Source organism: Chromohalobacter sp., assembly GCF_039830575.1.
In the GTDB taxonomy this organism is placed as follows: domain Bacteria; phylum Pseudomonadota; class Gammaproteobacteria; order Pseudomonadales; family Halomonadaceae; genus Chromohalobacter; species Chromohalobacter israelensis.
In genome coordinates, this window is record NZ_JBDOOX010000008.1 from 59217 (window position 1) to 81026 (window position 21810).

Sequence of the window (21810 nt, forward strand, 5' to 3'; positions counted from 1 at the left end):
TGAAATAGTTAAGCGCCCGTCGTCAGGCGCGCTTGTGATCCGGTTCGGTACCCAGAACGCGGGCCAGCGCCTCCGCGTCCAGCCGCTGCCGGTCGACCTTGAGGTAGGCGACACGCTCGTCGGGCACTACCATGACATCCTCGACACCGGCCACGGCGGCGAAGCGGTCCATCAGTGTATCCACTGTGCCCAGGGAGCGCTCGTCCAGGGCGACGATCTCGCTCGAGAGATGGCGGGGTGCCGGCATCTTCCAGACAATCGCCAACCATACCGCACCCAGCAGGGCGGCGCCCAGAAAGACGGCACTCAGCCCGTAGTGCTGCGAGAGGAAACCGCCCGCGGTGCCGCCCAGGAACGCCCCCAGGAACTGGCTGGTGGAGTACACGCCCATCGCCGTGCCCTTGGCACCCGCCGGTGCCAGCTTGCTGATCATCGACGGCAGCGTCGCCTCGAGCAGGTTGAATGCCACGAAGAAGCCCCAGAGCAGGGCAAACAGGCTCCAGCGGCCGTCGGAAAACTCCACCAGCCCGGCCAGACAGAGGGTCAGCCAGGCCACTGCCCCGAGAAAGGTGGGTTTCATCTTGCGGTATTTCTCGGCCACGATCACCAGCGGAACCATGCCCACGAAGGCCAGTGCCATGATCGGCAAATAGACCCAGCCATGGTGTGCCGGGGCGATGCCCAGGGCTTCCAGCCGGAAGGGCACGGCCACGAAGCAGGCGGTGAGAATGGCATGCAGTGCGAAAATCGAGAAATCCAGCCGCAGCAGATCATGCCGCGCGAGCATCGCGCGCAACTGCGTGCGATCGAGTCCGACGTCACGGTGTGCCATCAAGCGTGGCGCCCGCGGCACCAGACGCCACAGCACCAGCAGACCGACCACCGCCAGCACGGCCGTGAACCAGAACACGCCGGCCAGGCCGAAAGGGTCGGCGACCAGGGGACCCACGACCATCGCCACGCCGAAGGCGATACCGATGGACAGCCCGATGGTCGCCATCGCCGCCGTGCGGACTTCCTCCCGCGTCTGGTCGGCGAGCAACGCCATGATCGCACCGGCGACCGCGCCGCTGCCTTGCAGACAGCGGCCGGCGATGACCCAGCCGATCGAGGTCGCCTGCGCCGCGATCACGCTGCCCAGCAGAAACAGGAGCAATCCCACGCTGATGATGAGCTTGCGGCCGAAGCGATCCGACATGAGCCCGAAGGGAATCTGCAGAATCGCCTGCGTCAGACCGTAACCGCCCAACGCCATGCCCACCAGCAGGGGCGTGGCGCCATCCAGGTCCTCGGCATAGACCGCCAGGACCGGTAATACCATGAACAGACCGAGCATGCGCGTGGCGTATAAGCTGGCGAGGCCGAAAATGGCGCGCCGCTCGGTACGAAGTAGAGATGAAGACATGATTGAGTCGCGTCGTTGAGGAAAAGAAACGTTCGATACCGAAATCGGTCCGAAGGGCTCGCAGGAGCGGACCGTGACGAACAGACAAGCCGGCGCATCGCGAGTGGGGAGGCGCCTTTCATGCGCATTTTACCGACTGCGTCCCCGTCAAGGAAAGGACGCGCTTTGCCCGGACTCCGTTGCACGCTCTATAATCGATCCTTTGACCGCGCCACCGCCACGGCGCAACCGGCACGAGGTGGGCATGGACAGAATTCTGGTCAGGGGTGCGCGCACCCACAACTTGCAGAACATCGACGTCGAACTTCCGCGTAACAAGCTGATCGTCGTGACCGGCTTGTCCGGTTCCGGCAAATCGTCGTTGGCCTTCGACACCCTCTACGCCGAGGGACAACGGCGCTACGTGGAATCGCTCTCCACTTACGCCCGCCAATTCCTGTCGATGATGGAAAAGCCCGATGTCGACCACATCGAAGGGCTGTCGCCGGCGATTTCCATCGAACAGAAGTCGACCTCGCACAACCCGCGCTCGACCGTGGGCACGATCACCGAGATCTACGACTATCTTCGCCTGCTCTACGCACGCGCCGGGACGCCGCGCTGTCCCGAGCACGGCATCGACCTCGAGGCACAGACCGTCTCGCAAATGGTCGACCAGGTGCTGGCGCTGCCCGAGGGCAGCAAGCTGATGTTGCTGGCACCGGTGGTCAGCGGGCGCAAGGGCGAGCACCAGCAACTGCTGACCGAGCTGCGCGCTCAGGGTTATGTCCGCGCCATGGCCGATGGCCAGGCCGTCGAGCTCGACGAGCTCGGACCGCTCGAGAAGAACAAGAAGCACGACATCAGCGTGGTGGTCGACCGCGTCAAGGTCCGCGACGGACTCGCTCAGCGTCTTGCCGAGTCCTTCGAGACCGCGCTCGGTCTGGCCGACGGTATCGCCGTCGTCCATGACATGGACGGCGAACGCGACGACATCGTGTTCTCGGCACGCTTCGCCTGCCCGGTATGCGGCTATTCGATCGCCGAGCTCGAGCCGCGGCTGTTCTCGTTCAACAATCCCGCCGGCGCCTGCCCGACCTGCGACGGCCTCGGCGTGCGTCAGTACTTCGATCCCGACAAGCTGATCAGCCATCCCGAACTGTCTCTGGCAGAAGGTGCCATCAAGGGCTGGGACCGGCGCAGCGTGTATTACTTCAACCAGCTGCAGGCAGTCGCCGAGCATTATCGCTTCAAGCTCGAGACCCCATGGCAGGATCTCGCGCGGCACGAGCGCGAGGTGGTGCTGCGCGGCAGCGGTCATGACCAGATCACCTTCAGCTACGTCAACGACCGGGGCCGCAAGGTCACCCGCGAGCATGCTTTCGAGGGTGTCCTGCCCAACATGGAACGGCGCTATCGCGAAACCGAATCGAGCATGGTGCGCGAAGACCTGGCCAAGTACCTGGCCGTGCAGCCCTGTCCCTCCTGCGAGGGGACTCGGTTGCGCAAGGAGGCGCGCCATGTCTATGTCGACGGCCGCCCGCTGCCCGAGGTGGCACACCTGCCGATCGGCGAGGCCTGGCAGTATTTCGCGACACTCGAGCTGTCGGGACGCAAGGGCGAGATCGCCGTCAAGATCGTGCACGAGATCCACTCACGGCTGGAATTCCTGGTCAATGTGGGGCTCGACTACCTGACCCTGGAACGCAGTGCCGACACCCTGTCGGGGGGCGAAGCCCAGCGCATTCGCCTGGCCAGTCAGATCGGTGCGGGCCTGGTCGGGGTCATGTACATTCTCGACGAGCCGTCCATCGGTCTTCATCAGCGCGATAACGACCGCCTGCTCAAGACGCTCGAACGCCTGCGCGACCTGGGCAACACGGTCATCGTCGTCGAGCACGACGAAGACGCCATCCGTGCCGCCGACCATGTGCTCGACATCGGGCCCGGGGCCGGCGTGCACGGGGGACGCATCGTCGCACAGGGCACGCCCCAGCAGATCGAGCAGAGCGAGGAATCGCTGACCGGCCAGTACCTCTCCGACCAGCGGCGCATCGAGATCCCGCCCCATCGGATCCCGGGCAATCCGGAAAAGATGCTGCGACTCACCGGCGCCAACGGCAACAACCTGCAGAACGTGACGCTCGAACTGCCCCTGGGGCTGTTCGTCTGCGTCACCGGCGTGTCGGGCTCGGGCAAGTCGACACTGATCAACTCCACGTTGATGCCGGTAGCCACCCGCGAACTCAATCGCGCCACGTCACTGACACCCGCCCCCTACCGGCACATCGAGGGGCTGGATCTGCTCGACAAGGTCATCGACATCGACCAGAGTCCGATCGGGCGTACGCCGCGGTCCAACCCGGCCACCTATACCGGCATCTTCACGCCCATACGCGAGCTCTTCGCAGGCACCCAGGAAGCACGCTCGCGCGGCTACAAGCCGGGGCGTTTCAGCTTCAACGTCAAGGGCGGGCGCTGCGAAGCCTGCCAGGGCGAGGGCATGATCAAGGTCGAGATGCACTTCCTGCCCGACATCTACGTGCCCTGCGACGTGTGCCAGGGAAAACGCTACAACCGCGAGACGCTGGAGATCCACTACAAGGGCAAGAACATCCACGAGGTACTCGAGATGACCATCGAGGAGGCCCTGGAATTCTTCAGCCCGGTCCCGGCGATCGCCCGGCGCCTGCAGACGTTGATGGACGTGGGCTTGTCCTACGTTCGCCTTGGGCAGAGCGCGACCACGCTTTCCGGCGGCGAAGCGCAGCGCGTCAAGCTCGCCCGCGAGCTCGCCAAGCGCGACACCGGCAAGACGCTCTACATTCTCGACGAGCCCACCACCGGGCTGCATTTCGAGGATATTCGGCAACTGCTGGGGGTCCTGCACCGCCTGCGCGACCATGGCAATACCGTCGTGGTCATCGAACACAACCTCGATGTCATCAAGACGGCGGACTGGTTGATCGACCTTGGCCCCGAGGGAGGCTCAGGCGGTGGCCGCATCATTGCCGAGGGCACCCCGGAACAGGTGGCCAAGCTCGAGCAGTCCCACACCGGGCGCTTTCTCAAGCCCTTGCTGGACAAGCGCACGGCGCCAGCGAACAAGGCACGCACCCCAAGCACGCTCGAGACCTGAACGCTGCACGCTTTCGACAGGCATAAAAAAACCGGCCCATGGGGCCGGTTTTCTCGTGCCGAGATGGCAAAGCCTGGCGAAGATTACTCTTCGGCGGCTTCTTCGACGACCGGACGGTCGACCAGCTCGACATAAGCCATCGGCGCATTGTCACCAGCGCGGAAACCGCACTTGAGAATACGCACATAGCCGCCCGGACGCTCGACGTAACGCGGGCCCAGCTCATTGAAGAGCTTGCCGACCGCTTCCTTCGAGCGGGTACGGTTGAAGGCCAGACGGCGGTTGGCGACGCTGTCCTGCTTGGCCAGGGTGATCAGCGGCTCGATATGACGACGCAGTTCCTTGGCCTTGGGCAGGGTAGTCTTGATGACTTCGTGCTCGACCAGCGACACGCACATGTTCTTGAACATGGCATGGCGATGCGAGCTCGTACGATTGAGGTGACGACCACTCTTACGATGACGCATGGTTGAAATTCCTTACCAAACTGGGACTCGAGTCGGCACTCACGCAGAGGCCTTGTCGTCCTTCAGGCTCGCCGGCGGCCAATTTTCCAGCCGCATGCCGAGGGAAAGACCGCGCGCTGCCAGAACGTCCTTGATTTCATTCAAGGATTTCTTGCCGAGGTTCGGGGTCTTCAACAGCTCCACTTCGGTACGCTGAATCAGATCACCGATATAATAGATATTCTCGGCCTTCAGGCAGTTGGCGCTGCGGACGGTCAACTCGAGATCGTCTACGGGGCGCAGCAGAATCGGATCGATCTGATCCTCTTCTTCTTCGACTTCCTGTTCCTTATCGGCTTCGAGGTCGACGAACGCGGCCAGCTGCTCTTGCAGGATGGTCGCACTGCGGCGAATCGCTTCTTCCGGGTCCAGGGTGCCGTCGGTTTCCAAGTCGATAATCAGCTTATCGAGGTCGGTACGCTGCTCGACACGCGCGGCTTCCACGGAGTAGGACACACGACGTACCGGGCTGAAGGTCGCATCCAACTGGAGGCGGCCGATCGCACGCGATTCGTCTTCCTCGGAAGCACGGGTATCCGCCGGCTCGTAGCCACGACCGCGAACCACCTTGAGCTGCATTTTCAGCTCGCCGCTGTCGTTGAGGTGCGCGATGACGTGATCCGGGTTGACGATTTCGACGTCATGATCGACGGCGATATCGCCAGCGGTGACCACGCTCGGCCCCTGCTTGCTCAGCGCCAGAACCACCTCGTCACGGTTACCGTGCATCTTGACGGCAACGTCCTTGAGGTTCAGGAGAATCTCGATGACGTCCTCTTGGACGCCCTCGATGGCGCTGTACTCGTGCAGAACGCCCTCAATCTCCGCTTCCACAACGGCGCAACCGGGCATGGAAGACAGCAGGATGCGACGCAGAGCATTCCCCAGGGTATGGCCGAAACCACGCTCGAACGGCTCGAGCACGATCTTCGCATGATTCGCGTTGATCTCTTCGACCTTGATGTCGCGAGGACGGAGAAACTCTGTCACTGAACGCTGCATAAGAACACCTTTCAGGCTGCCAAACGGATACTCGGTACTCGAAACCAGGCCCTGGCATGGGGCCTGGCGGCATCGCGCAATGGCTGCACGATTACTTCGAGTACAGCTCGACGATCAGGTTTTCGTTGATGTCGGCAGACAGGTCGCCGCGTTCCGGGACAGCCTTGAAAGTGCCTTCCATCTTCTTGGAGTCGACGTCGATCCAAGCCACATCGCCACGGTTGGCGGCGATCCCCAGGGCATTTTGAATACGCGCCTGGTTCTTGGCCTTTTCACGAACGGACACCACGTCACCGGGCTTGACCTGATAGGAAGCCACGTTGACGGTACGGCCATTCACGGCAATTGCCTTGTGGCTGACCAGCTGACGCGCTTCGGAGCGCGTTGAGCCGAAGCCCATACGGTAGACGACATTGTCCAGTCGGGATTCGAGAAGCTGCAGCAACAACTCACCGGTCGCGCCCTTGAGACGAGCGGCTTCCTTGTAGTAGTTGCGGAACTGCTTCTCGAGTACGCCATACATGCGGCGCACTTTCTGCTTCTCGCGAAGCTGCAAGCCGTAGTCGGAAAGACGCTGACGGCGCTGGCCGTGGACACCCGGGATCTGCTCGGATTTGCACTTTTTCTCGAAGGGAGTGACACCGCTCTTCAGGAAGAGGTCGGTGCCTTCACGACGAGACAGTTTGCACTTCGGTCCAATATAACGTGCCATGAATCTGTCTCCTTAAACGCGGCGTTTCTTCGGCGGACGGCAGCCGTTATGGGGAACGGGCGTCGCGTCGGTGATGCTCTGCACACGGAAACCCGCGGCATTGAGCGCACGCACGGCGGATTCACGGCCGGGACCGGGGCCCTTGACCAGCACGTCGACGTTTTTCACACCATACTCGGCTGCAGCGGTCGCTGCACGTTCGCTTGCCACTTGAGCAGCGAACGGGGTGCTCTTGCGAGAACCACGAAAACCCGAACCACCGGCAGTCGCCCAGGAAAGGGCGTTGCCCTGGCGGTCTGTGATCGTCACGATCGTGTTGTTAAAAGAGGCATGGATGTGGGCAACCGCATCCACTACCTGCTTTTTCACCTTTTTACGGTTACTACGCGGGTTAGCCATGTTGATGTCTATTCCTGTCTTAACGCCAGAACGTGCGTGTTATTTGCGAATCGGCTTACGCGGACCCTTGCGGGTACGCGCGTTGGTCTTGGTACGCTGACCACGCAGCGGAAGACCACGACGATGGCGCAGACCACGATAGCAACCCAGGTCCATGAGACGCTTGATGTTCAGCGTCGTGTCACGGCGAAGGTCGCCTTCAACGGTATACTTGCCGACTTCGTTACGCAGGGTATCCACCTCTTCGGCGGAGAGATCCTGTACTTTCGCGGTCGGCGCGATGCCGGTAGCGGCGCAGATTTCCTGCGCACGTGTGCGGCCAATCCCGAAGATGTAGGTCAGCGAGATCGCCGCATGCTTGTTGTCCGGGATATTGACGCCTGCAATACGGGCCATCAGCTTACTCCGAATGTTGAGCGGCTTGCTCGTTTAGTCGTCCATAAAGGGCGCAATAGCATACCCCTTTGTCTCCGGGGAGACAAGGGGTACACCTACACCCGCTTTTAATTCAGCGCGGGCTCAGCCCTGACGCTGTTTATGCCGCGGCTCGGTACAGATGACACGAATCGCGCCATTGCGCCGAATGATCTTGCAGTTACGGCACATTTTCTTGACGGAAGCTCGAACTTTCATCGTTCTCTCCAAAAAACCTAGCGGGGCTCGTTTAGCGCAGGATGCCGCCGCTGCCATAGCCTTTCAGGTTGGACTTTTTCATCACCGACTCATACTGATTGGACATCAGGTGCGACTGCACCTGGGCCATGAAGTCCATGACCACCACCACGACGATGAGCAATGAAGTGCCGCCGAAATAGAAGGGCACTTGCCATGCCACCACGAGGAACTGAGGCATCAGGGAGACTGCAGTGATGTACAAGGCGCCGAAAAGCGTCAGACGCGTCATGACCTTATCGACATAGCGGGCCGTCTGCTCGCCCGGGCGAATACCCGGCAGGAATGCACCTGACTTCTTGAGGTTGTCGGCCACATCCTTGGGGTTGAAGACCAACGCCGTGTAAAAGAAGCAGAAGAATAGCACCGCCGCGGCGAAAAGCAAGATGTACAACGGCTGACCCGGCCCCATCGCCTGGGAAACCGTCTGCAACCAGGCCATGTTCTGGCCTTCACCGACCCATTGGCCAATGGACGCGGGGAACAGCAGAATGCTGGAAGCGAAGATCGGCGGAATGACGCCGGCCATGTTCACCTTCAGCGGCAGATAGCTGCTCTGCCCGGCATACATCTTGTTGCCTACCTGACGACGCGGATAGTTCACCGTGATGCGACGCTGACCGCGCTCGATGAAGACCACGAAGGCCACGGTAGCGATCCCAAGCACTGCCAACGCCAGCAGCGGCAGGATATTCCAGGCCCCATCGTTGCGCGCCAGTGTAAACGACTGGCCGATGGCGCTGGGCAGGCCTGCGACGATACCCGCGAAGATAATAAGGGAAATGCCGTTGCCAATCCCCTTCTCGGTGATCTGCTCGCCCAGCCACATGAGGAACACAGCACCCGCGACGAACGTCACGATTGCGGTGAAGTAGAAGCTGAGATCGCCACTATAGGCGACACCCTGTCCGACCAGACCGACTGCCATGCCGGTCGCCTGGATCAATGCCAGCACCACCGTGCCGTAGCGCGTATACTGGTTGATCTTGCGCCGGCCAGCCTCACCTTCCTTCTTCAGCTGTTCCAGCTGAGGCGAGACCGCCGTCAGGAGCTGCATGATGATCGACGCGGAGATGTAAGGCATGATCCCCAGCGCGAAAATACTCATGCGCGACAGCGCACCACCCGAGAACATGTTGAACATGCCCAGGATGGTGCCCTGATTTTCCCTGAACAAGGCAGCGAGCTGGTCAGGATTGATGCCAGGCACCGGGATATGGGCACCGATGCGGTACACCACGATGGCGATGAACACGAAACGCAGACGCGCCCAAAGTTCACTCAGACCACTTCCACTGGCCGGCATGTTTCCTGACTTAGCCATTAGTCCTCTACCTTGCCACCGGCAGCTGCGATCGCGTCACGGGCACCCTTGGTGACCTTGAGACCACGGACCGTGACTGCTTTGTTCAGTTCACCGGAGAGAATCACCTTCGCGTACTGGGTGTTGTCCTTGAGCACGTTGGCCTTCTTCAGGCTTTCCAGGTCGACGATCTCGCCATCGACCTTGGCCAGCTCGGCCAGACGCACTTCTTCGGACACCAGTGACTTGGCGGAGGTAAAGCCGTACTTCGGCAGACGACGCTGCAACGGCATCTGACCGCCTTCGAAACCTGGCTTCACTGACCCACCGGAACGTGACTTCTGGCCTTTGTGGCCACGGCCACCGGTCTTGCCCAGACCGGAGCCGATACCACGACCGACGCGTTTCTCAGCGTGCTTGGAGCCCGGTGCCGGGCTCAGGTTATTGAGTTTCATGGATTACTCTCCCTCAACGCGCACAAGGTAGTTAACCTTGTTGACCATACCGCGTACGGCGGGGGTGTCTTCCAGCTCGACCGTATGACCGATGCGGCGCAAGCCAAGGCCACGCATGGTGGCTTTGTGCTTTTCCAGAATGCCGATGGTGCTACGCGTCTGGGTAACCTTGATCGTTGCTGATGCCATGATGCCTTACCCCGCGATCTCTTCGACGGACATACCACGCTTGGCGGCGATGTCCTCCGGAGACTGCATGGAGGCGAGACCTTTGATGGTCGCGCGCACCACGTTCACCGGGTTGGTGGAACCGTAGCACTTGGCGAGAACGTCATGGACGCCTGCCAATTCGAGCACGGAGCGCATGGCACCGCCAGCAATGATCCCGGTACCTTCGGACGCCGGCTGCATGAACACCTTGGAGGCACCGTGACGGGCCTTCACAGGATACTGCAGCGTGGCGCCACTGAGGCTGACCTTGACCATGTTGCGGCGGGCCTGGTCCATCGCCTTCTGGATCGCGACAGGCACTTCACGTGCCTTGCCCCGTCCGAAGCCGACGCGACCGCTGCCATCGCCAACGACGGTGAGTGCGGTGAAGCCGAAGATTCGACCACCTTTCACTACCTTGGCGACGCGGTTTACCTGCACGAGTTTCTCTTGCAGATCGCCGCCCTTCTGTTCGTTATTCGCCATCGTAAAACCCTTTAGAATTCCAGACCGCCTTCACGAGCGGCATCAGCCAGGGCCTTGACGCGACCGTGGTACTTAAACCCGGCACGGTCGAAAGCCACTTCGGTGATGCCCGCTTCCTTCGCGCGTTCGGCAATCAGGGCGCCCACCTTGGCGGCGGCGTCCGAGTTGCCCGTGGATCCTTCGCGCAGGCTCTTGTCGAGCGTGGATGCGCTGGCCAGAACCTGACCACCATCCGGCGAAATGATCTGCGCGTAGATGTGGCGCGGCGTACGGTTGACGCTCAAGCGAGACACGCCCTGCTCGCGAATCTTGGCGCGAGCGCGGCGGGCACGACGGAGACGAGCTTCTTTCTTCGCGTTCATAACCCTGCCTTACTTCTTCTTGGCTTCTTTGCGGCGGACTTCTTCGTCGCCATACCGAATTCCCTTGCCCTTGTAGGGTTCGGGCGGACGGAAGGCACGAATTTCCGCTGCGACCTGGCCGAGCTGCTGCTTGTCCGCGCTCTTCAGCACGATGGTGGTGTTCTTCGGCGTTTCCGCCGTCACACCTTCAGGCAGCTTGTACTCGACCGGGTGCGAGAAGCCTAGTGTCAGGTTGAGCGTGTTGCCGCTTGCTTGCGCGCGGTAACCGACACCGTTGATCTCCAGGGACTTGGTGAAGCCTTCGGAGACGCCGGTGACGATGTTCTGCACCAGCGCACGGGTGGTACCGACCATCGCCCAGCTCTTGGCAGACTCGCTCGGATTAAACGTCAGTTGGCCTTCTTCCTGGCCGATGGTGACATCGGAATGCACGGTCATGGAGAGCGTGCCCTGGCCACCTTTGACGGTCAGCTTGTTGGCTTCGAGTTTGACCTCGACGCCACTCGGCAGTTTCACCGGATATTTGGCTACGCGGGACATTCCAGACTCCTAGAATACGGTGCAGATGACTTCACCACCGACACCGGCCTGACGCGCCGCACGATCGGTCATCACGCCCTGGGAGGTGGTCACGATCGCGATACCCAGGCCATCCGCGACTTTCGGCAGCGCATCCTTGCCCTTGTAAGAGCGCAAGGACGGCTTTGAAAAGCGCTGGATGTGCTCGATGACCGGCTTCCCTTCGAAATACTTGAGGGTGACGGCCAGCTGGGGCTTGGCGCCTTCAGTGACGGTGAAGTCGTTGATATAGCCCTCTTGCTTCAATACGCGAGCCACCTCGGTCTTGAGGTTGGAGGACGGCATGGTGACCGTCTCCTTGGTGGCCATCTGCGCATTGCGGATACGGGTAAACATATCCGCTAGAGTATCTTGCATGCTCATTACGTTGCGCTCCTGATTCTCGCGTGGCTTACCAGCTGGACTTCTTGAGCCCAGGGACATCGCCACGCATGGCGGCTTCACGCAGTTTGTTGCGGCCCAAGCCAAACTTGTTGTAGAAGCCGTGCGGACGGCCGGTCACGCGGCAGCGATTGCGCTGGCGCACCGGGCTGGAGTCGCGCGGCAACTGCTGAAGTTTCAGCTGGGCGTCGAAGCGCTCTTCATCAGAAGCGTTCACGTCGTAGATGATGGCCTTGAGCTCGGCACGCTTGGCCGCGTACTTGTCTACCAGCTTTGCGCGCTTGAGCTCACGCTCAATCATGCTTTTCTTTGCCATGATCCCACCCTTATTTCTTGAACGGGAAGTTCAGCGCGCTCAGCAGCGCACGGCCTTCTTCATCGGTGTTGGCAGTAGTGGTGATAGTGACATCCAACCCGCGAATACGGTCAATCTTATCATATTCGAGCTCGGGAAAGATGATCTGCTCACGCACACCCATGGAGTAGTTGCCACGCCCGTCGAAGGACTTGGGGTTCAGACCACGAAAGTCACGAACACGCGGAATCGCGATGTTCACGAGACGATCGAGGAAGTCCCACATCCGCTCGCTTCGCAGGGTCACCTTGATGCCGATCGGCCAGCCTTCGCGGACCTTGAAGCCCGCGATGGACTTGCGCGCCTTGGTAATCACCGGGCGCTGGCCGGACAACTTCTCGAGATCGCCCATGGCATTGTCGATCAGCTTCTTGTCGCTGGTCGCATCGCCGATGCCCATGTTGAGGGTCACCTTGGTGATCCGAGGGATCTGCATCACGTTGGCGTAGCTGAACTGCTCTTGGAGCTGAGCTGCCACCTCGTTTTGATAACGTTCTTTCAAGTTCGCCATTTTGCTACCCGACTCGCGTTAGGCGTCGATCTGCTTTTGCGTCGACTTGTAGATACGTACCTTGGTACCGTCTTCCTGAATCTGGAAGCCGACGCGATCCGCCTTGCCGGTCTCCTGATTGAAGATGGCCACGTTGGACGCGTGAATCGGGGCCTCACGCTCGACGATACCCCCCTGCTTGCCTTGCATGGGGTTGGGCTTGGTGTGACGTTTAATCATGTTCACACCGGACACGACATAGCATCCGTCTTGCAGGACGCGCTTAATCGTGCCGCGCTTGCCCTTGTCCTTGCCGGCAATGACGATCACTTCGTCGTCACGTTTGATCTTACGCATATCCGCCTCGCTCCTCACAGCACTTCAGGCGCCAGGGAAATGATCTTCATGAACTTCTCGTTGCGAAGCTCACGCGTAACCGGCCCGAAGATACGGGTACCGATCGGCTGCTCGTTGGCGTTGTGCAACAGAACGGCCGCATTTCCATCGAAGCGGATCAGTGAACCGTCCGTACGACGGACACCACTCTTGGTACGTACAACAACGGCCTTGAGGACTTGGCCTTTTTTGACCTTGCCACGAGGAATTGCTTCCTTGACCGTTACTTTGATGACGTCGCCAACACGCGCGTAACGGCGGTGTGAACCGCCCAGCACCTTGATGCACTGCACCCGGCGCGCGCCGCTGTTGTCGGCGACATCCAGCATTGTCTGCGTCTGAATCATCGGTTTTCTCCAAACCTAAACTGACTGCACTGGTGAAAGGCTCTGGCCCGCTCAGCCCTTGGCCTGCTCGACCACCTCGACCAGCGTCCAGGCCTTCAACTTGGAGATCGGCCGGCATTCCTCGATGGAAACCGTATCGCCGACTCGCGCCTGGTTCGCCTCGTCATGGGCGTGCAGTTTGGTGGAGCGCTTCACGTACTTGTCGTAAATCGGATGCCGGACACGGCGCTCGATCTGAACGACGACGGACTTGTCCATCTTGTCGCTCACGACCTTGCCAGTCAGTGTACGGGCATTGTTTTCTTCAGCCATCTCAGTCACCTGCCTTCTCATTGAGCACAGTCTTAACGCGAGCGATATCGCGACGCACCTGCTTGAGCAGATGGGTCTGGCTCAGCTGACCGGTGGCCTTCTGCATGCGCAGGTTGAACTGCTCCCGTAGGAGCTCGAGCAGCTGCTGCTGAAGCGCTTCGACTGATTTTTCACGAATTTCCTGGGCTTTCATCACATCACCGTCCGTTTCACAAAGGTGGTGGAGACCGGGAACTTCTGGGCCGCCAGGTCGAATGCCTCACGAGCCAGTTCCTCGGAAACGCCTTCGATCTCGTAGAGCACCTTGCCGGGCTGGATTTGGGCGACCCAGTACTCGACGGAGCCCTTACCCTTACCCATACGGACTTCCAGCGGCTTCTCGGTAATCGGCTTGTCCGGGAAGACACGGATCCAGATCTTGCCGCCACGCTTGACGTGACGCGTGATGGCACGACGGCCAGCTTCGATCTGGCGAGCGGTGATACGGCCGCGACCGGTGGCTTTCAGGCCATATTCGCCGAAGCTCACCTTGCTTCCGCGATGCGCGAGGCCGCGGTTACGGCCCTTCTGCACCTTGCGGAATTTCGTACGCTTGGGTTGTAACATCGATTACTCTCCCCTTACCTGGAACCTTTCTTCTTGGGCGCCGGTGCCTGAGCCTGCTTCTGCTTGGCACGCACTTCCTCGATACCGCCGAGGATCTCACCCTTGAAGACCCACACTTTGACGCCGATAACGCCGTAGGTGGTATGCGCTTCGTAAGTGGCATAATCGATGTCGGCGCGCAGCGTATGCAGCGGCACGCGACCTTCGCGATACCATTCGGTACGCGCGATTTCCGCACCACCAAGACGCCCTGACAGCTGGATCTTGATGCCGCCAGCGCCCAGGCGCATGGCGTTCTGTACGGCGCGCTTCATGGCACGACGGAACATCACGCGGCGTTCGAGCTGGCCGCAGACGTTCTGCGCGACGAGCTGTGCGTCAAGCTCGGGCTTGCGCACCTCTTCGATGTTGACGTGAACCGGCACGCCCATCATCTCGGAGACATCGCGACGCAGGCGATCGACATCCTCGCCCTTCTTGCCAATCACGATGCCCGGACGGGCAGTGTGAATGGTGATGCGTGCGTTATTGGCTGGACGCTCGATGGTGATGTCGCTCACGGAGGCGTTCTTCAAACGCTGCTCCAGGAAACGACGCACTTCGAGGTCATTATTCAGCTTATCGGCATAAGCACCACGCTCAGCGTACCAGACGGAGCGGTGGTCCTTGACGATACCTAGCCGAATACCTGTCGGATTTACTTTCTGACCCATCTGGTCGACTCCTACTTCTCGGCTACCTTGACGGTGATGTGGCAAGTGCGCTTCAAAATGCGATCCGCACGGCCCTTGGCGCGAGGCTGGATGCGCTTGAGCGTCATGCCCTCATCGACGCAGATGGTCGAGACACGCAGCTCGTCGATGTCCATGCCATTGTTTTCTTCCGCATTCGCGATGGCGGACTGAAGCACTTTCTTGACCACCTTTGCCGCTTTCTTCGGCGAGTAGGCCAACACATCCAGTGCTTCGGCGACCGGCTTACCGCGCACCAGGTCAGCCACCAAACGGGCCTTCTGGGCGGATAAACGAGCGCCACGCAGCTTTGCTGTGACTTCCATCTCTCTAACCTCTCTGGCTTACCGTTTGGCTTTCTTGTCCGCCGCATGACCGCGGTAGGTGCGGGTGGCAGCGAATTCGCCCAGCTTGTGGCCAACCATTTCCTCGGAGACATGCACCGGGACATGTTGACGCCCGTTATGGACTGCAATGGTGAGCCCGACCATGTTCGGCAGGATCATGGAGCGACGCGACCAGGTCTTGATCGGTTTGCGGTCGCTCTTCTCCACTGCAGTCTCAACCTTCTTCAGCAGATGAAGGTCAATAAAGGGACCTTTCTTCAGTGAACGTGGCACAGCCGTTACCTCTTAATGTCTGTTACTTGGCCTTGCGGCGACGAACGATCAGCTTGTCGGTGCGCTTGTTCTTACGGGTCTTGTGGCCCTTGGTGGGGATACCCCACGGGCTCACCGGATGACGACCACCGCTAGTGCGGCCTTCACCACCACCATGCGGGTGATCCACCGGGTTCATCGCAACACCGCGAACCGTCGGACGCACGCCTCTCCAGCGCTTCGCACCGGCCTTGCCAAGTTGACGGAGGCTGTGCTCGGAATTGCCCACTTCACCCAGGGTGGCACGGCACTCCGCCAGGATCTTGCGCATCTCGCCGGAGCGCAGACGCACGGTGGCGTAGTTACCTTCACGTGCAACCAGCTGGGCGCTGGCACCGGCACTACGCGCGATCTGAGCACCCTTGCCGGGCTTCAGCTCGATGCAGTGCACGGTGGAACCCACCGGAATGTTGCGCAGCGGCAAGGCGTTACCGCGCTTGATGGCTGCGTTCACGCCGGATTCCAGGCTGTCGCCCACCTTCACGCCGCGGGGCGCGATGATGTAACGACGCTCGCCGTCCAGGTACTTGAGTAGCGCAATGTTGGCGCTACGGTTGGGGTCGTACTCGAGGCGCTCGACGGTGGCGGCAATGCCATCCTTGTTGCGCTTGAAGTCGACCACACGATAGTGCTGACGGTGCCCACCACCCACATGGCGCGTGGTGATGCGACCGTTATTGTTACGACCGCCGCTCTTGGACTTCTTCTCCAGCAGACCGTCATAAGGGCGGCCCTTGTGGAGTTCGTCGCTGACGACTTTGACGACGTGACGACGACCGGCGGACGTGGGTTTGGTCTTTACAACTGCCATGATCCGTACTCCTGCCTTACTCGGCGCCAGAGAAGTCTTCGAGAGTCTCGCCGGCCGCCAGTGTGACGTACGCCTTGCGATATCCCTTGCGCAGACCGAGACCGTGCTGCGTGCGCTTGGTCTTGCCCTTGACGTTCAAGACCTGCACGCCAGCTACCTTCTTTTCGAAGAGCGCTTCGACGGCCTTCTTGATCTCGGGCTTGGTCGCGTCCTGGGCCACCTTGAACACGTACTGGTTGTTTTCGGCGGCAAATGCGGCCTTCTCGGTCATGTGAGGCCCGAGCAGAACCTTGAATACGCGTTCCTGGTTCATCCCAGCTTCTCCTCGAATTTGCGCAGAGCGGAAACAGTGACCAGCACCTTGTCGAAGGCAACCAGGCTCACCGGATCGGCAGCCGCGACATCCACCACGTCGACGTAGGGAATGTTACGCGCGGCGAGAAACAGCTTTTCGTCGATGTCTTCGGTGACGATCAGCGCTTTCTCGAGATCCAGGTCCTTCAGCTTGGCAACCAGCTGCTTGGTCTTGGGGGCGTCCACCTCGAAGCTGTCAACGACGACCAGACGTTCCTGACGCACCAGCTCGGACAGAATCGAGCGCATGGCGGCGCGGTACATCTTGCGGTTGACTTTCTGGGTGTAATCCTGCGGGCGCGCCGCAAACGTCACGCCACCACTGCGCCACAGCGGCGAGCGGATGGTACCGGCGCGTGCACGACCGGTGCCTTTTTGACGCCACGGCTTCTTGCCGCCGCCACGCACTTCGGAGCGAGTCTTCTGAGCACGGGTACCCTGGCGGCCGGCTGCGAAATACGCCGTCACGACCTGGTGAACCAGCGACTCGTTGAACTCCTTACCAAAGGTAGCGTCGGACACTTCGACGGTGCCGGCATCAGCACCTGCGAGATTCAAATTCATCGGTCTCATACCCCTCAGCGAGCTTTGACGGCACTGCGTACGATGACTTCGCAGTCAGTCGCGCCCGGTACGGCGCCCTTGACCAGCAGCAGATTACGCTCGGCATCGACGCGCACGATTTCCAGGCTCTGGACTGTGACACGCTCGTTGCCCAGCTGACCGGCCATCTTCTTGCCCTTGAAGACGCGACCCGGCGTCTGGCATTGACCGATGGAGCCCGGTGCGCGGTGCGCGAGCGAGTTGCCGTGACCATTGTCTTGGGTACGGAAATTCCAGCGCTTGACGGCGCCCTGGAAGCCCTTGCCTTTAGAGGTACCAGTCACGTCGACTTTCTGACCGGCTTCAAAGAGGGATACGGTGATGTTGCCGCCCACTTCCGGAGCTTCTTCGCCTTCTGCGAGGCGGAACTCCATCAATGAACGACCGGCCTCGACACCTGACTTGGCATACTGGCCTGCGGCGGCCTTGGTCAGATGCTTGGCCTTGCGGGAACCCGAAGTCACCTGAACCGCGCTGTAGCCGTCGCTTTCGACGGTCTTGACGCGGGTCACGCGATTCGGCTCGACTTCGATAACGGTTACGGGCACGGAGGCGCCATTCTCGGTGAAGATGCGGGTCATGCCGCTCTTCTTACCGACCAAACCGATAGTCATGTTCAGTCTCCTATAGTGTACGGGGCTATCACCCGCTATGGCTGCCCTTTCCAGAGCATTCCACTAGCACATTGTGTGACGCCGTCCCGGCGTGGCGACTTGTGAAAGCCGCTAGTGACTAGTGTGGTTAGTCGAGCTTGATTTGCACGTCAACGCCAGCGGCGAGATCGAGCTTCATCAGCGCGTCTACGGTTTTTTCCGTGGGTTCGACAATGTCGAGCACACGCTTGTGAGTGCGAATCTCGTACTGATCGCGCGCATCTTTGTTGACGTGCGGCGAAATCAACACGGTATAGCGCTCGCGATTGGTCGGCAGCGGGATCGGACCACGGACCTGTGCACCAGTGCGCTTCGCGGTATCCACGATTTCTTGCGCGGACTGGTCAATCAGGCGATGGTCAAAGGCCTTCAACCGAATGCGAATCTTCTGGTTCTGCATTAGCCTTAAACTCCAATGGATGTCGACGGCGCGAGCCGTCTACCCACGCATTCAAAGGATGCGCATTATAGGCAGGCTGACAGTGACTGTCAAACATGCACAGAAAGGGGGCTCCTCAAAGGAGCCCCCTTCGATCATCGAAGGGCGAAACCCTTACTGGACGATCTTGGCGACGACACCGGCGCCTACGGTACGACCGCCTTCGCGAACAGCGAAGCGCAGGCCGTCTTCCATGGCGATCGGCGCGATCAGGGTCACGGTCATCTTGACGTTGTCGCCCGGCATGACCATTTCGACGCCTTCCGGCAGCTCGCAGGTACCGGTCACGTCAGTGGTCCGGAAGTAGAACTGCGGACGATAGCCCTTGAAGAACGGCGTATGACGACCGCCTTCTTCCTTGGACAGCACATAGACTTCGGCTTCGAAGACAGTGTGCGGCGTGATGGTGCCCGGCTTGGCCAGCACCTGGCCACGCTCGACGTCGTCACGCTTGGTGCCGCGCAGCAGCGCGCCGATGTTCTCGCCGGCACGACCTTCGTCGAGCAGCTTGCGGAACATCTCGACACCGGTAACGGTCGTCTTGGCAGTGTCCTTGAGACCCACGATCTCGACTTCTTCGCCAGACTTGACGATACCGCGCTCGACACGACCGGTCACGACGGTACCGCGGCCGGAGATCGAGAACACGTCTTCGATCGGCATCAGGAACGGCTGGTCGATGGCACGCTCCGGCTCCGGGATGTAGGCATCCAGGGCCTTGATCAGGTTGGCGACGGCAGTGGTACCCATGCCGTTGTCGTCCTTGCCTTCCAGCGCCATCAGCGCGGAACCGGTGATGATCGGGCAGTCGTCGCCCGGGAAGTCGTACTCGTTGAGGAGTTCACGAACTTCCATTTCGACCAGCTCGAGGAGCTCTTCGTCGTCGACCATGTCGGCCTTGTTCAGGAACACGACGATGGTCGGAACGCCGACCTGGCGAGACAGCAGGATGTGCTCGCGAGTCTGCGGCATGGGGCCGTCAGCTGCGGAACAGACCAGAATGGCGCCATCCATCTGAGCGGCACCGGTGATCATGTTCTTGACGTAGTCGGCGTGCCCCGGGCAGTCGACGTGCGCGTAGTGGCGCTCTTCGGACTGGTACTCGACGTGAGCGGTGGCGATGGTGATACCGCGCTCACGCTCTTCCGGTGCGTTGTCGATGGTGTCGAATTCGCGCCAGTCGCCGCCGAAGACCTCCGCGGAAACGCGAGTCAGTGCCGCAGTCAGCGTGGTCTTGCCATGGTCGACGTGACCGATGGTGCCAACGTTGATGTGCGCTTTATTACGTTCAAACTTTTCCTTAGCCACTGCTATAACCTCTTTACGTTAGCTAACGGTTAACCATTCTGGTTGATGACGGCTTCAACGACGCTGGAGGGCGCCTCTTCGTAATCCGCAAACTCCATAGTGTAGCTTGCGCGGCCCTGGGTCTGAGAACGCAAATCGGTCGCGTAACCGAACATCTCAGCCAGCGGTACCGTGGCGCGAATGATCTTGCCGGACGGCGAGTCATCCATGCCCTGAACGAGGCCACGGCGGCGGTTAAGGTCACCCATGACATCCCCCATGAACTCTTCGGGAGTCACGACCTCGACCTTCATCACCGGCTCCAGCAGCACGGCCTTGGCCTTCGGTGCGCCTTCCTTGATCGCCATGGAAGAGGCAACCTTGAACGCAGTCTCGTTCGAGTCCACGTCATGGTAGGAACCATCGAACAGCGTGACCTTGACGTCAATCATCGGGTAACCCGCGATGACCCCGTTCTGCAGCTGCTCATAGGCCCCTTTCTCGACGGCCGGCACGTATTCCTTGGGAACCACGCCGCCGACGATTTCGGAGGCGAACTTGAAGGTCATGTCTTCATCTTCGCCTTTGTCTTCGGCCGTCAGCGGTTCAATGCGCAGCAGCACGTGACCGTACTGGCCGCGACCGCCCGACTGACGCACGAACTTGCCTTCCTGCTCGACACTGGCGCGAATCGTCTCACGGTAGGCCACCTGCGGCTTACCGATGTTGGCATCGACCTTGAACTCGCGACGCAGGCGATCGACGATGATGTCGAGGTGCAGCTCGCCCATGCCGGAGATGATCGTCTGGCCGGTTTCCTCGTCGGTCTTGACGCGGAAGGACGGGTCTTCCTGGGCCAGCTTGCCCAGCGCAGTCCCCATCTTCTCCTGGTCGGGCTTGGACTTCGGCTCGACGGCGACCGAGATCACCGGATCCGGGAACTCCATGCGCTCGAGAATGATCTTGTCATTCAGGTCGCACAGGGTATCACCGGTGGTGACGTCCTTGAGCCCGATGCAGGCGGCGATATCGCCAGCGTAGACTTCCTTGATCTCTTCACGTGAATTGGAGTGCATCTGGACGATACGGCCCACGCGCTCCTTCTTGCTCTTCACGGAGTTGAAGATGCTGTCGCCGGACTTGAGCACGCCCGAGTAGACGCGAATGAACGTCAGCGTCCCCACGAACGGGTCGGTAGCGATCTTGAAGGCCAGAGCGGCAAAGGGGGCACTGTCGTCAGCTTCACGCGTGGCGATGGTGCCGTCCTTGTCGTCAAGCTCACCTTCGATGGCCTTGACCTCGGTGGGCGACGGCATGTATTCGATCACGCCGTCGAGCACTGCCTGCACGCCCTTGTTCTTGAACGCACTACCGCACGTCACCAGAACGATTTCGTTGTCCAGGGTGCGGCGACGCAAGCCAGCCTTGATGTCCGCCTCGGAGAGGTCACCCTCTTCGAGATACTTGTCCATCAACTCTTCGGACGCCTCGGCCGCGGCCTCGACCATCTGCTCGCGATACTTCGCGGCGGATTCCTTGAGCTCGTCGGGAATCTCGACCAGCTCGTAGTTCATGCCGTGATTGGCCTCGTCCCAGAGGATCCCCTTCATCTGGATCAGGTCGATGACACCTTTGAAGTCATCTTCCGCGCCCCAGTTGATCTGGATCGGGACGGTGTTCGCGCCCAGCTTCTGCTTGAGCTGGTCGAGCACCATGAAGTAGTCGGCACCGGCGCGGTCCATCTTGTTGACGAACACCATGCGCGGCACTTCGTACTTGTTGGCCTGACGCCAGACGGTCTCGGTCTGCGGCTGAACGCCCGAGGAACCACACAGCACGACGACGGCACCGTCGAGAACACGCAGTGAACGTTCGACCTCGATGGTGAAGTCAACGTGTCCCGGCGTATCGATGATGTTGATACGGTGCTCGTCGAACTGCTTGTTCATGCCCTGCCAGAAGCAGGTGGTTGCCGCAGAGGTGATCGTGATGCCACGCTCCTGCTCCTGCTCCATCCAGTCCATGGTGGCGGCACCATCATGGACCTCGCCGACCTTGTGGGAGAGGCCAGTGTAGAACAGGACACGCTCGGTAGTGGTGGTCTTCCCGGCGTCGACGTGTGCCACGATACCGATATTGCGGTAACGCTTAAGCGGAGTCTTGCGTGCCACGTTGGA

At 60.5% G+C, this 21810-nt stretch carries 32 protein-coding genes; 1 reads left to right on the forward strand and 31 read right to left on the reverse strand.

Going from position 1 to position 21810, the window contains the following annotated elements; genetic code table 11:
* Nucleotides 1-22 precede the first annotated feature (22 nt).
* A complete protein-coding gene (locus ABGX75_RS06745; protein ID WP_347410925.1) occupies nt 23-1405 on the reverse strand; it encodes an MFS transporter in 1383 nt (460 codons plus the stop codon).
* A 244-nt stretch (nt 1406-1649) separates the two neighbouring features.
* On the opposite strand from ABGX75_RS06745, the gene uvrA reads away from it, so the two are divergent.
* Nucleotides 1650-4523, forward strand: a complete 2874-nt coding sequence (gene uvrA / locus ABGX75_RS06750; RefSeq protein WP_347410926.1) for an excinuclease ABC subunit UvrA — start codon at nt 1650-1652, stop codon at nt 4521-4523.
* Between the two features lie 83 nt (nt 4524-4606).
* On the opposite strand, the gene rplQ is transcribed toward uvrA, so the two are convergent.
* From rplQ to fusA, 30 genes are all read right to left on the reverse strand, one after another.
* On the reverse strand, nt 4607-4990 hold the full coding sequence (gene rplQ / locus ABGX75_RS06755; RefSeq protein WP_011505755.1) for a 50S ribosomal protein L17: 384 nt from the start codon (nt 4988-4990) through the stop codon (nt 4607-4609).
* Between the two features lie 39 nt (nt 4991-5029).
* The gene (rpoA, locus tag ABGX75_RS06760) at nt 5030-6031 is read right to left on the reverse strand and encodes a DNA-directed RNA polymerase subunit alpha (RefSeq protein WP_011505754.1); all 1002 of its coding nucleotides are present in this window, start codon (nt 6029-6031) and stop codon (nt 5030-5032) included.
* Between the two features lie 91 nt (nt 6032-6122).
* Complete coding sequence (rpsD, locus tag ABGX75_RS06765) at nt 6123-6743, reverse strand: 30S ribosomal protein S4 (protein ID WP_011505753.1); 621 nt, start codon at nt 6741-6743, stop codon at nt 6123-6125.
* 12 nt (nt 6744-6755) lie between these two features.
* Nucleotides 6756-7142 (reverse strand): 30S ribosomal protein S11, encoded by a 387-nt coding sequence (gene rpsK, locus ABGX75_RS06770; RefSeq protein WP_011505752.1) that lies wholly within the window; start codon nt 7140-7142, stop codon nt 6756-6758.
* A gap of 39 nt (nt 7143-7181) precedes the next feature.
* A complete protein-coding gene (gene rpsM, locus ABGX75_RS06775; RefSeq protein WP_011505751.1) occupies nt 7182-7538 on the reverse strand; it encodes a 30S ribosomal protein S13 in 357 nt (118 codons plus the stop codon).
* 123 nt (nt 7539-7661) lie between these two features.
* Nucleotides 7662-7775, reverse strand: a complete 114-nt coding sequence (gene rpmJ, locus ABGX75_RS06780; protein ID WP_072824384.1) for a 50S ribosomal protein L36 — start codon at nt 7773-7775, stop codon at nt 7662-7664.
* A gap of 31 nt (nt 7776-7806) precedes the next feature.
* On the reverse strand, nt 7807-9138 hold the full coding sequence (secY, locus tag ABGX75_RS06785; protein WP_011505749.1) for a preprotein translocase subunit SecY: 1332 nt from the start codon (nt 9136-9138) through the stop codon (nt 7807-7809).
* The gene (gene rplO / locus ABGX75_RS06790; protein WP_011505748.1) at nt 9138-9572 is read right to left on the reverse strand and encodes a 50S ribosomal protein L15; all 435 of its coding nucleotides are present in this window, start codon (nt 9570-9572) and stop codon (nt 9138-9140) included. Before rplO ends, secY begins: the two co-directional genes overlap by 1 nt.
* 3 nt (nt 9573-9575) lie before the next feature.
* Nucleotides 9576-9761 (reverse strand): 50S ribosomal protein L30, encoded by a 186-nt coding sequence (gene rpmD / locus ABGX75_RS06795; protein ID WP_011505747.1) that lies wholly within the window; start codon nt 9759-9761, stop codon nt 9576-9578.
* Between the two features lie 6 nt (nt 9762-9767).
* Nucleotides 9768-10268, reverse strand: a complete 501-nt coding sequence (gene rpsE / locus ABGX75_RS06800) for a 30S ribosomal protein S5 (RefSeq protein WP_011505746.1) — start codon at nt 10266-10268, stop codon at nt 9768-9770.
* Between the two features lie 11 nt (nt 10269-10279).
* A complete protein-coding gene (gene rplR, locus ABGX75_RS06805) occupies nt 10280-10630 on the reverse strand; it encodes a 50S ribosomal protein L18 (protein WP_011505745.1) in 351 nt (116 codons plus the stop codon).
* A gap of 9 nt (nt 10631-10639) precedes the next feature.
* Nucleotides 10640-11170 (reverse strand): 50S ribosomal protein L6, encoded by a 531-nt coding sequence (gene rplF, locus ABGX75_RS06810; protein ID WP_011505744.1) that lies wholly within the window; start codon nt 11168-11170, stop codon nt 10640-10642.
* A 9-nt stretch (nt 11171-11179) separates the two neighbouring features.
* Nucleotides 11180-11572 carry a 30S ribosomal protein S8 gene (rpsH, locus tag ABGX75_RS06815; RefSeq protein ID WP_011505743.1) on the reverse strand — a complete coding sequence of 131 codons (393 nt, stop codon included), beginning with the start codon at nt 11570-11572 and terminating at the stop codon, nt 11180-11182.
* A 28-nt stretch (nt 11573-11600) separates the two neighbouring features.
* A complete protein-coding gene (gene rpsN / locus ABGX75_RS06820) occupies nt 11601-11906 on the reverse strand; it encodes a 30S ribosomal protein S14 (RefSeq protein WP_011505742.1) in 306 nt (101 codons plus the stop codon).
* A 10-nt stretch (nt 11907-11916) separates the two neighbouring features.
* Nucleotides 11917-12456: a 50S ribosomal protein L5 gene (gene rplE, locus ABGX75_RS06825; RefSeq protein WP_011505741.1), complete on the reverse strand. Its 540-nt coding sequence runs from the start codon at nt 12454-12456 to the stop codon at nt 11917-11919.
* A gap of 18 nt (nt 12457-12474) precedes the next feature.
* Complete coding sequence (rplX, locus tag ABGX75_RS06830; RefSeq protein ID WP_011505740.1) at nt 12475-12792, reverse strand: 50S ribosomal protein L24; 318 nt, start codon at nt 12790-12792, stop codon at nt 12475-12477.
* Between the two features lie 14 nt (nt 12793-12806).
* Nucleotides 12807-13178 carry a 50S ribosomal protein L14 gene (gene rplN / locus ABGX75_RS06835; RefSeq protein ID WP_011505739.1) on the reverse strand — a complete coding sequence of 124 codons (372 nt, stop codon included), beginning with the start codon at nt 13176-13178 and terminating at the stop codon, nt 12807-12809.
* 51 nt (nt 13179-13229) lie between these two features.
* Nucleotides 13230-13490 (reverse strand): 30S ribosomal protein S17, encoded by a 261-nt coding sequence (rpsQ, locus tag ABGX75_RS06840; RefSeq protein WP_011505738.1) that lies wholly within the window; start codon nt 13488-13490, stop codon nt 13230-13232.
* Nucleotide 13491: 1 nt separating this feature from the next.
* Nucleotides 13492-13683, reverse strand: a complete 192-nt coding sequence (gene rpmC / locus ABGX75_RS06845; RefSeq protein WP_011505737.1) for a 50S ribosomal protein L29 — start codon at nt 13681-13683, stop codon at nt 13492-13494.
* Complete coding sequence (gene rplP / locus ABGX75_RS06850; RefSeq protein WP_011505736.1) at nt 13683-14096, reverse strand: 50S ribosomal protein L16; 414 nt, start codon at nt 14094-14096, stop codon at nt 13683-13685. The genes rpmC and rplP overlap by 1 nt, the downstream gene beginning before the upstream one ends.
* A gap of 14 nt (nt 14097-14110) precedes the next feature.
* Nucleotides 14111-14809, reverse strand: coding sequence for a 30S ribosomal protein S3 (gene rpsC / locus ABGX75_RS06855; protein ID WP_011505735.1), 699 nt, complete (start codon nt 14807-14809; stop codon nt 14111-14113).
* 11 nt (nt 14810-14820) lie between these two features.
* A complete protein-coding gene (gene rplV / locus ABGX75_RS06860; protein ID WP_011505734.1) occupies nt 14821-15153 on the reverse strand; it encodes a 50S ribosomal protein L22 in 333 nt (110 codons plus the stop codon).
* A gap of 18 nt (nt 15154-15171) precedes the next feature.
* Nucleotides 15172-15447: a 30S ribosomal protein S19 gene (rpsS, locus tag ABGX75_RS06865; protein WP_011505733.1), complete on the reverse strand. Its 276-nt coding sequence runs from the start codon at nt 15445-15447 to the stop codon at nt 15172-15174.
* 22 nt (nt 15448-15469) lie between these two features.
* Entirely contained in the window at nt 15470-16297 is an 828-nt protein-coding gene (gene rplB / locus ABGX75_RS06870) for a 50S ribosomal protein L2 (protein ID WP_011505732.1), read from the reverse strand.
* Nucleotides 16298-16313: 16 nt separating this feature from the next.
* On the reverse strand, nt 16314-16610 hold the full coding sequence (gene rplW, locus ABGX75_RS06875; RefSeq protein ID WP_011505731.1) for a 50S ribosomal protein L23: 297 nt from the start codon (nt 16608-16610) through the stop codon (nt 16314-16316).
* Nucleotides 16607-17215 (reverse strand): 50S ribosomal protein L4, encoded by a 609-nt coding sequence (rplD, locus tag ABGX75_RS06880; RefSeq protein ID WP_011505730.1) that lies wholly within the window; start codon nt 17213-17215, stop codon nt 16607-16609. Before rplD ends, rplW begins: the two co-directional genes overlap by 4 nt.
* Nucleotides 17216-17229: 14 nt before the next feature.
* On the reverse strand, nt 17230-17868 hold the full coding sequence (gene rplC / locus ABGX75_RS06885) for a 50S ribosomal protein L3 (RefSeq protein WP_011505729.1): 639 nt from the start codon (nt 17866-17868) through the stop codon (nt 17230-17232).
* Between the two features lie 127 nt (nt 17869-17995).
* Complete coding sequence (gene rpsJ, locus ABGX75_RS06890; protein ID WP_011505728.1) at nt 17996-18307, reverse strand: 30S ribosomal protein S10; 312 nt, start codon at nt 18305-18307, stop codon at nt 17996-17998.
* A gap of 153 nt (nt 18308-18460) precedes the next feature.
* A complete protein-coding gene (gene tuf, locus ABGX75_RS06895) occupies nt 18461-19654 on the reverse strand; it encodes an elongation factor Tu (RefSeq protein WP_011505727.1) in 1194 nt (397 codons plus the stop codon).
* 29 nt (nt 19655-19683) lie between these two features.
* Nucleotides 19684-21804: an elongation factor G gene (gene fusA / locus ABGX75_RS06900; protein ID WP_011505726.1), complete on the reverse strand. Its 2121-nt coding sequence runs from the start codon at nt 21802-21804 to the stop codon at nt 19684-19686.
* Nucleotides 21805-21810 lie beyond the last annotated feature (6 nt).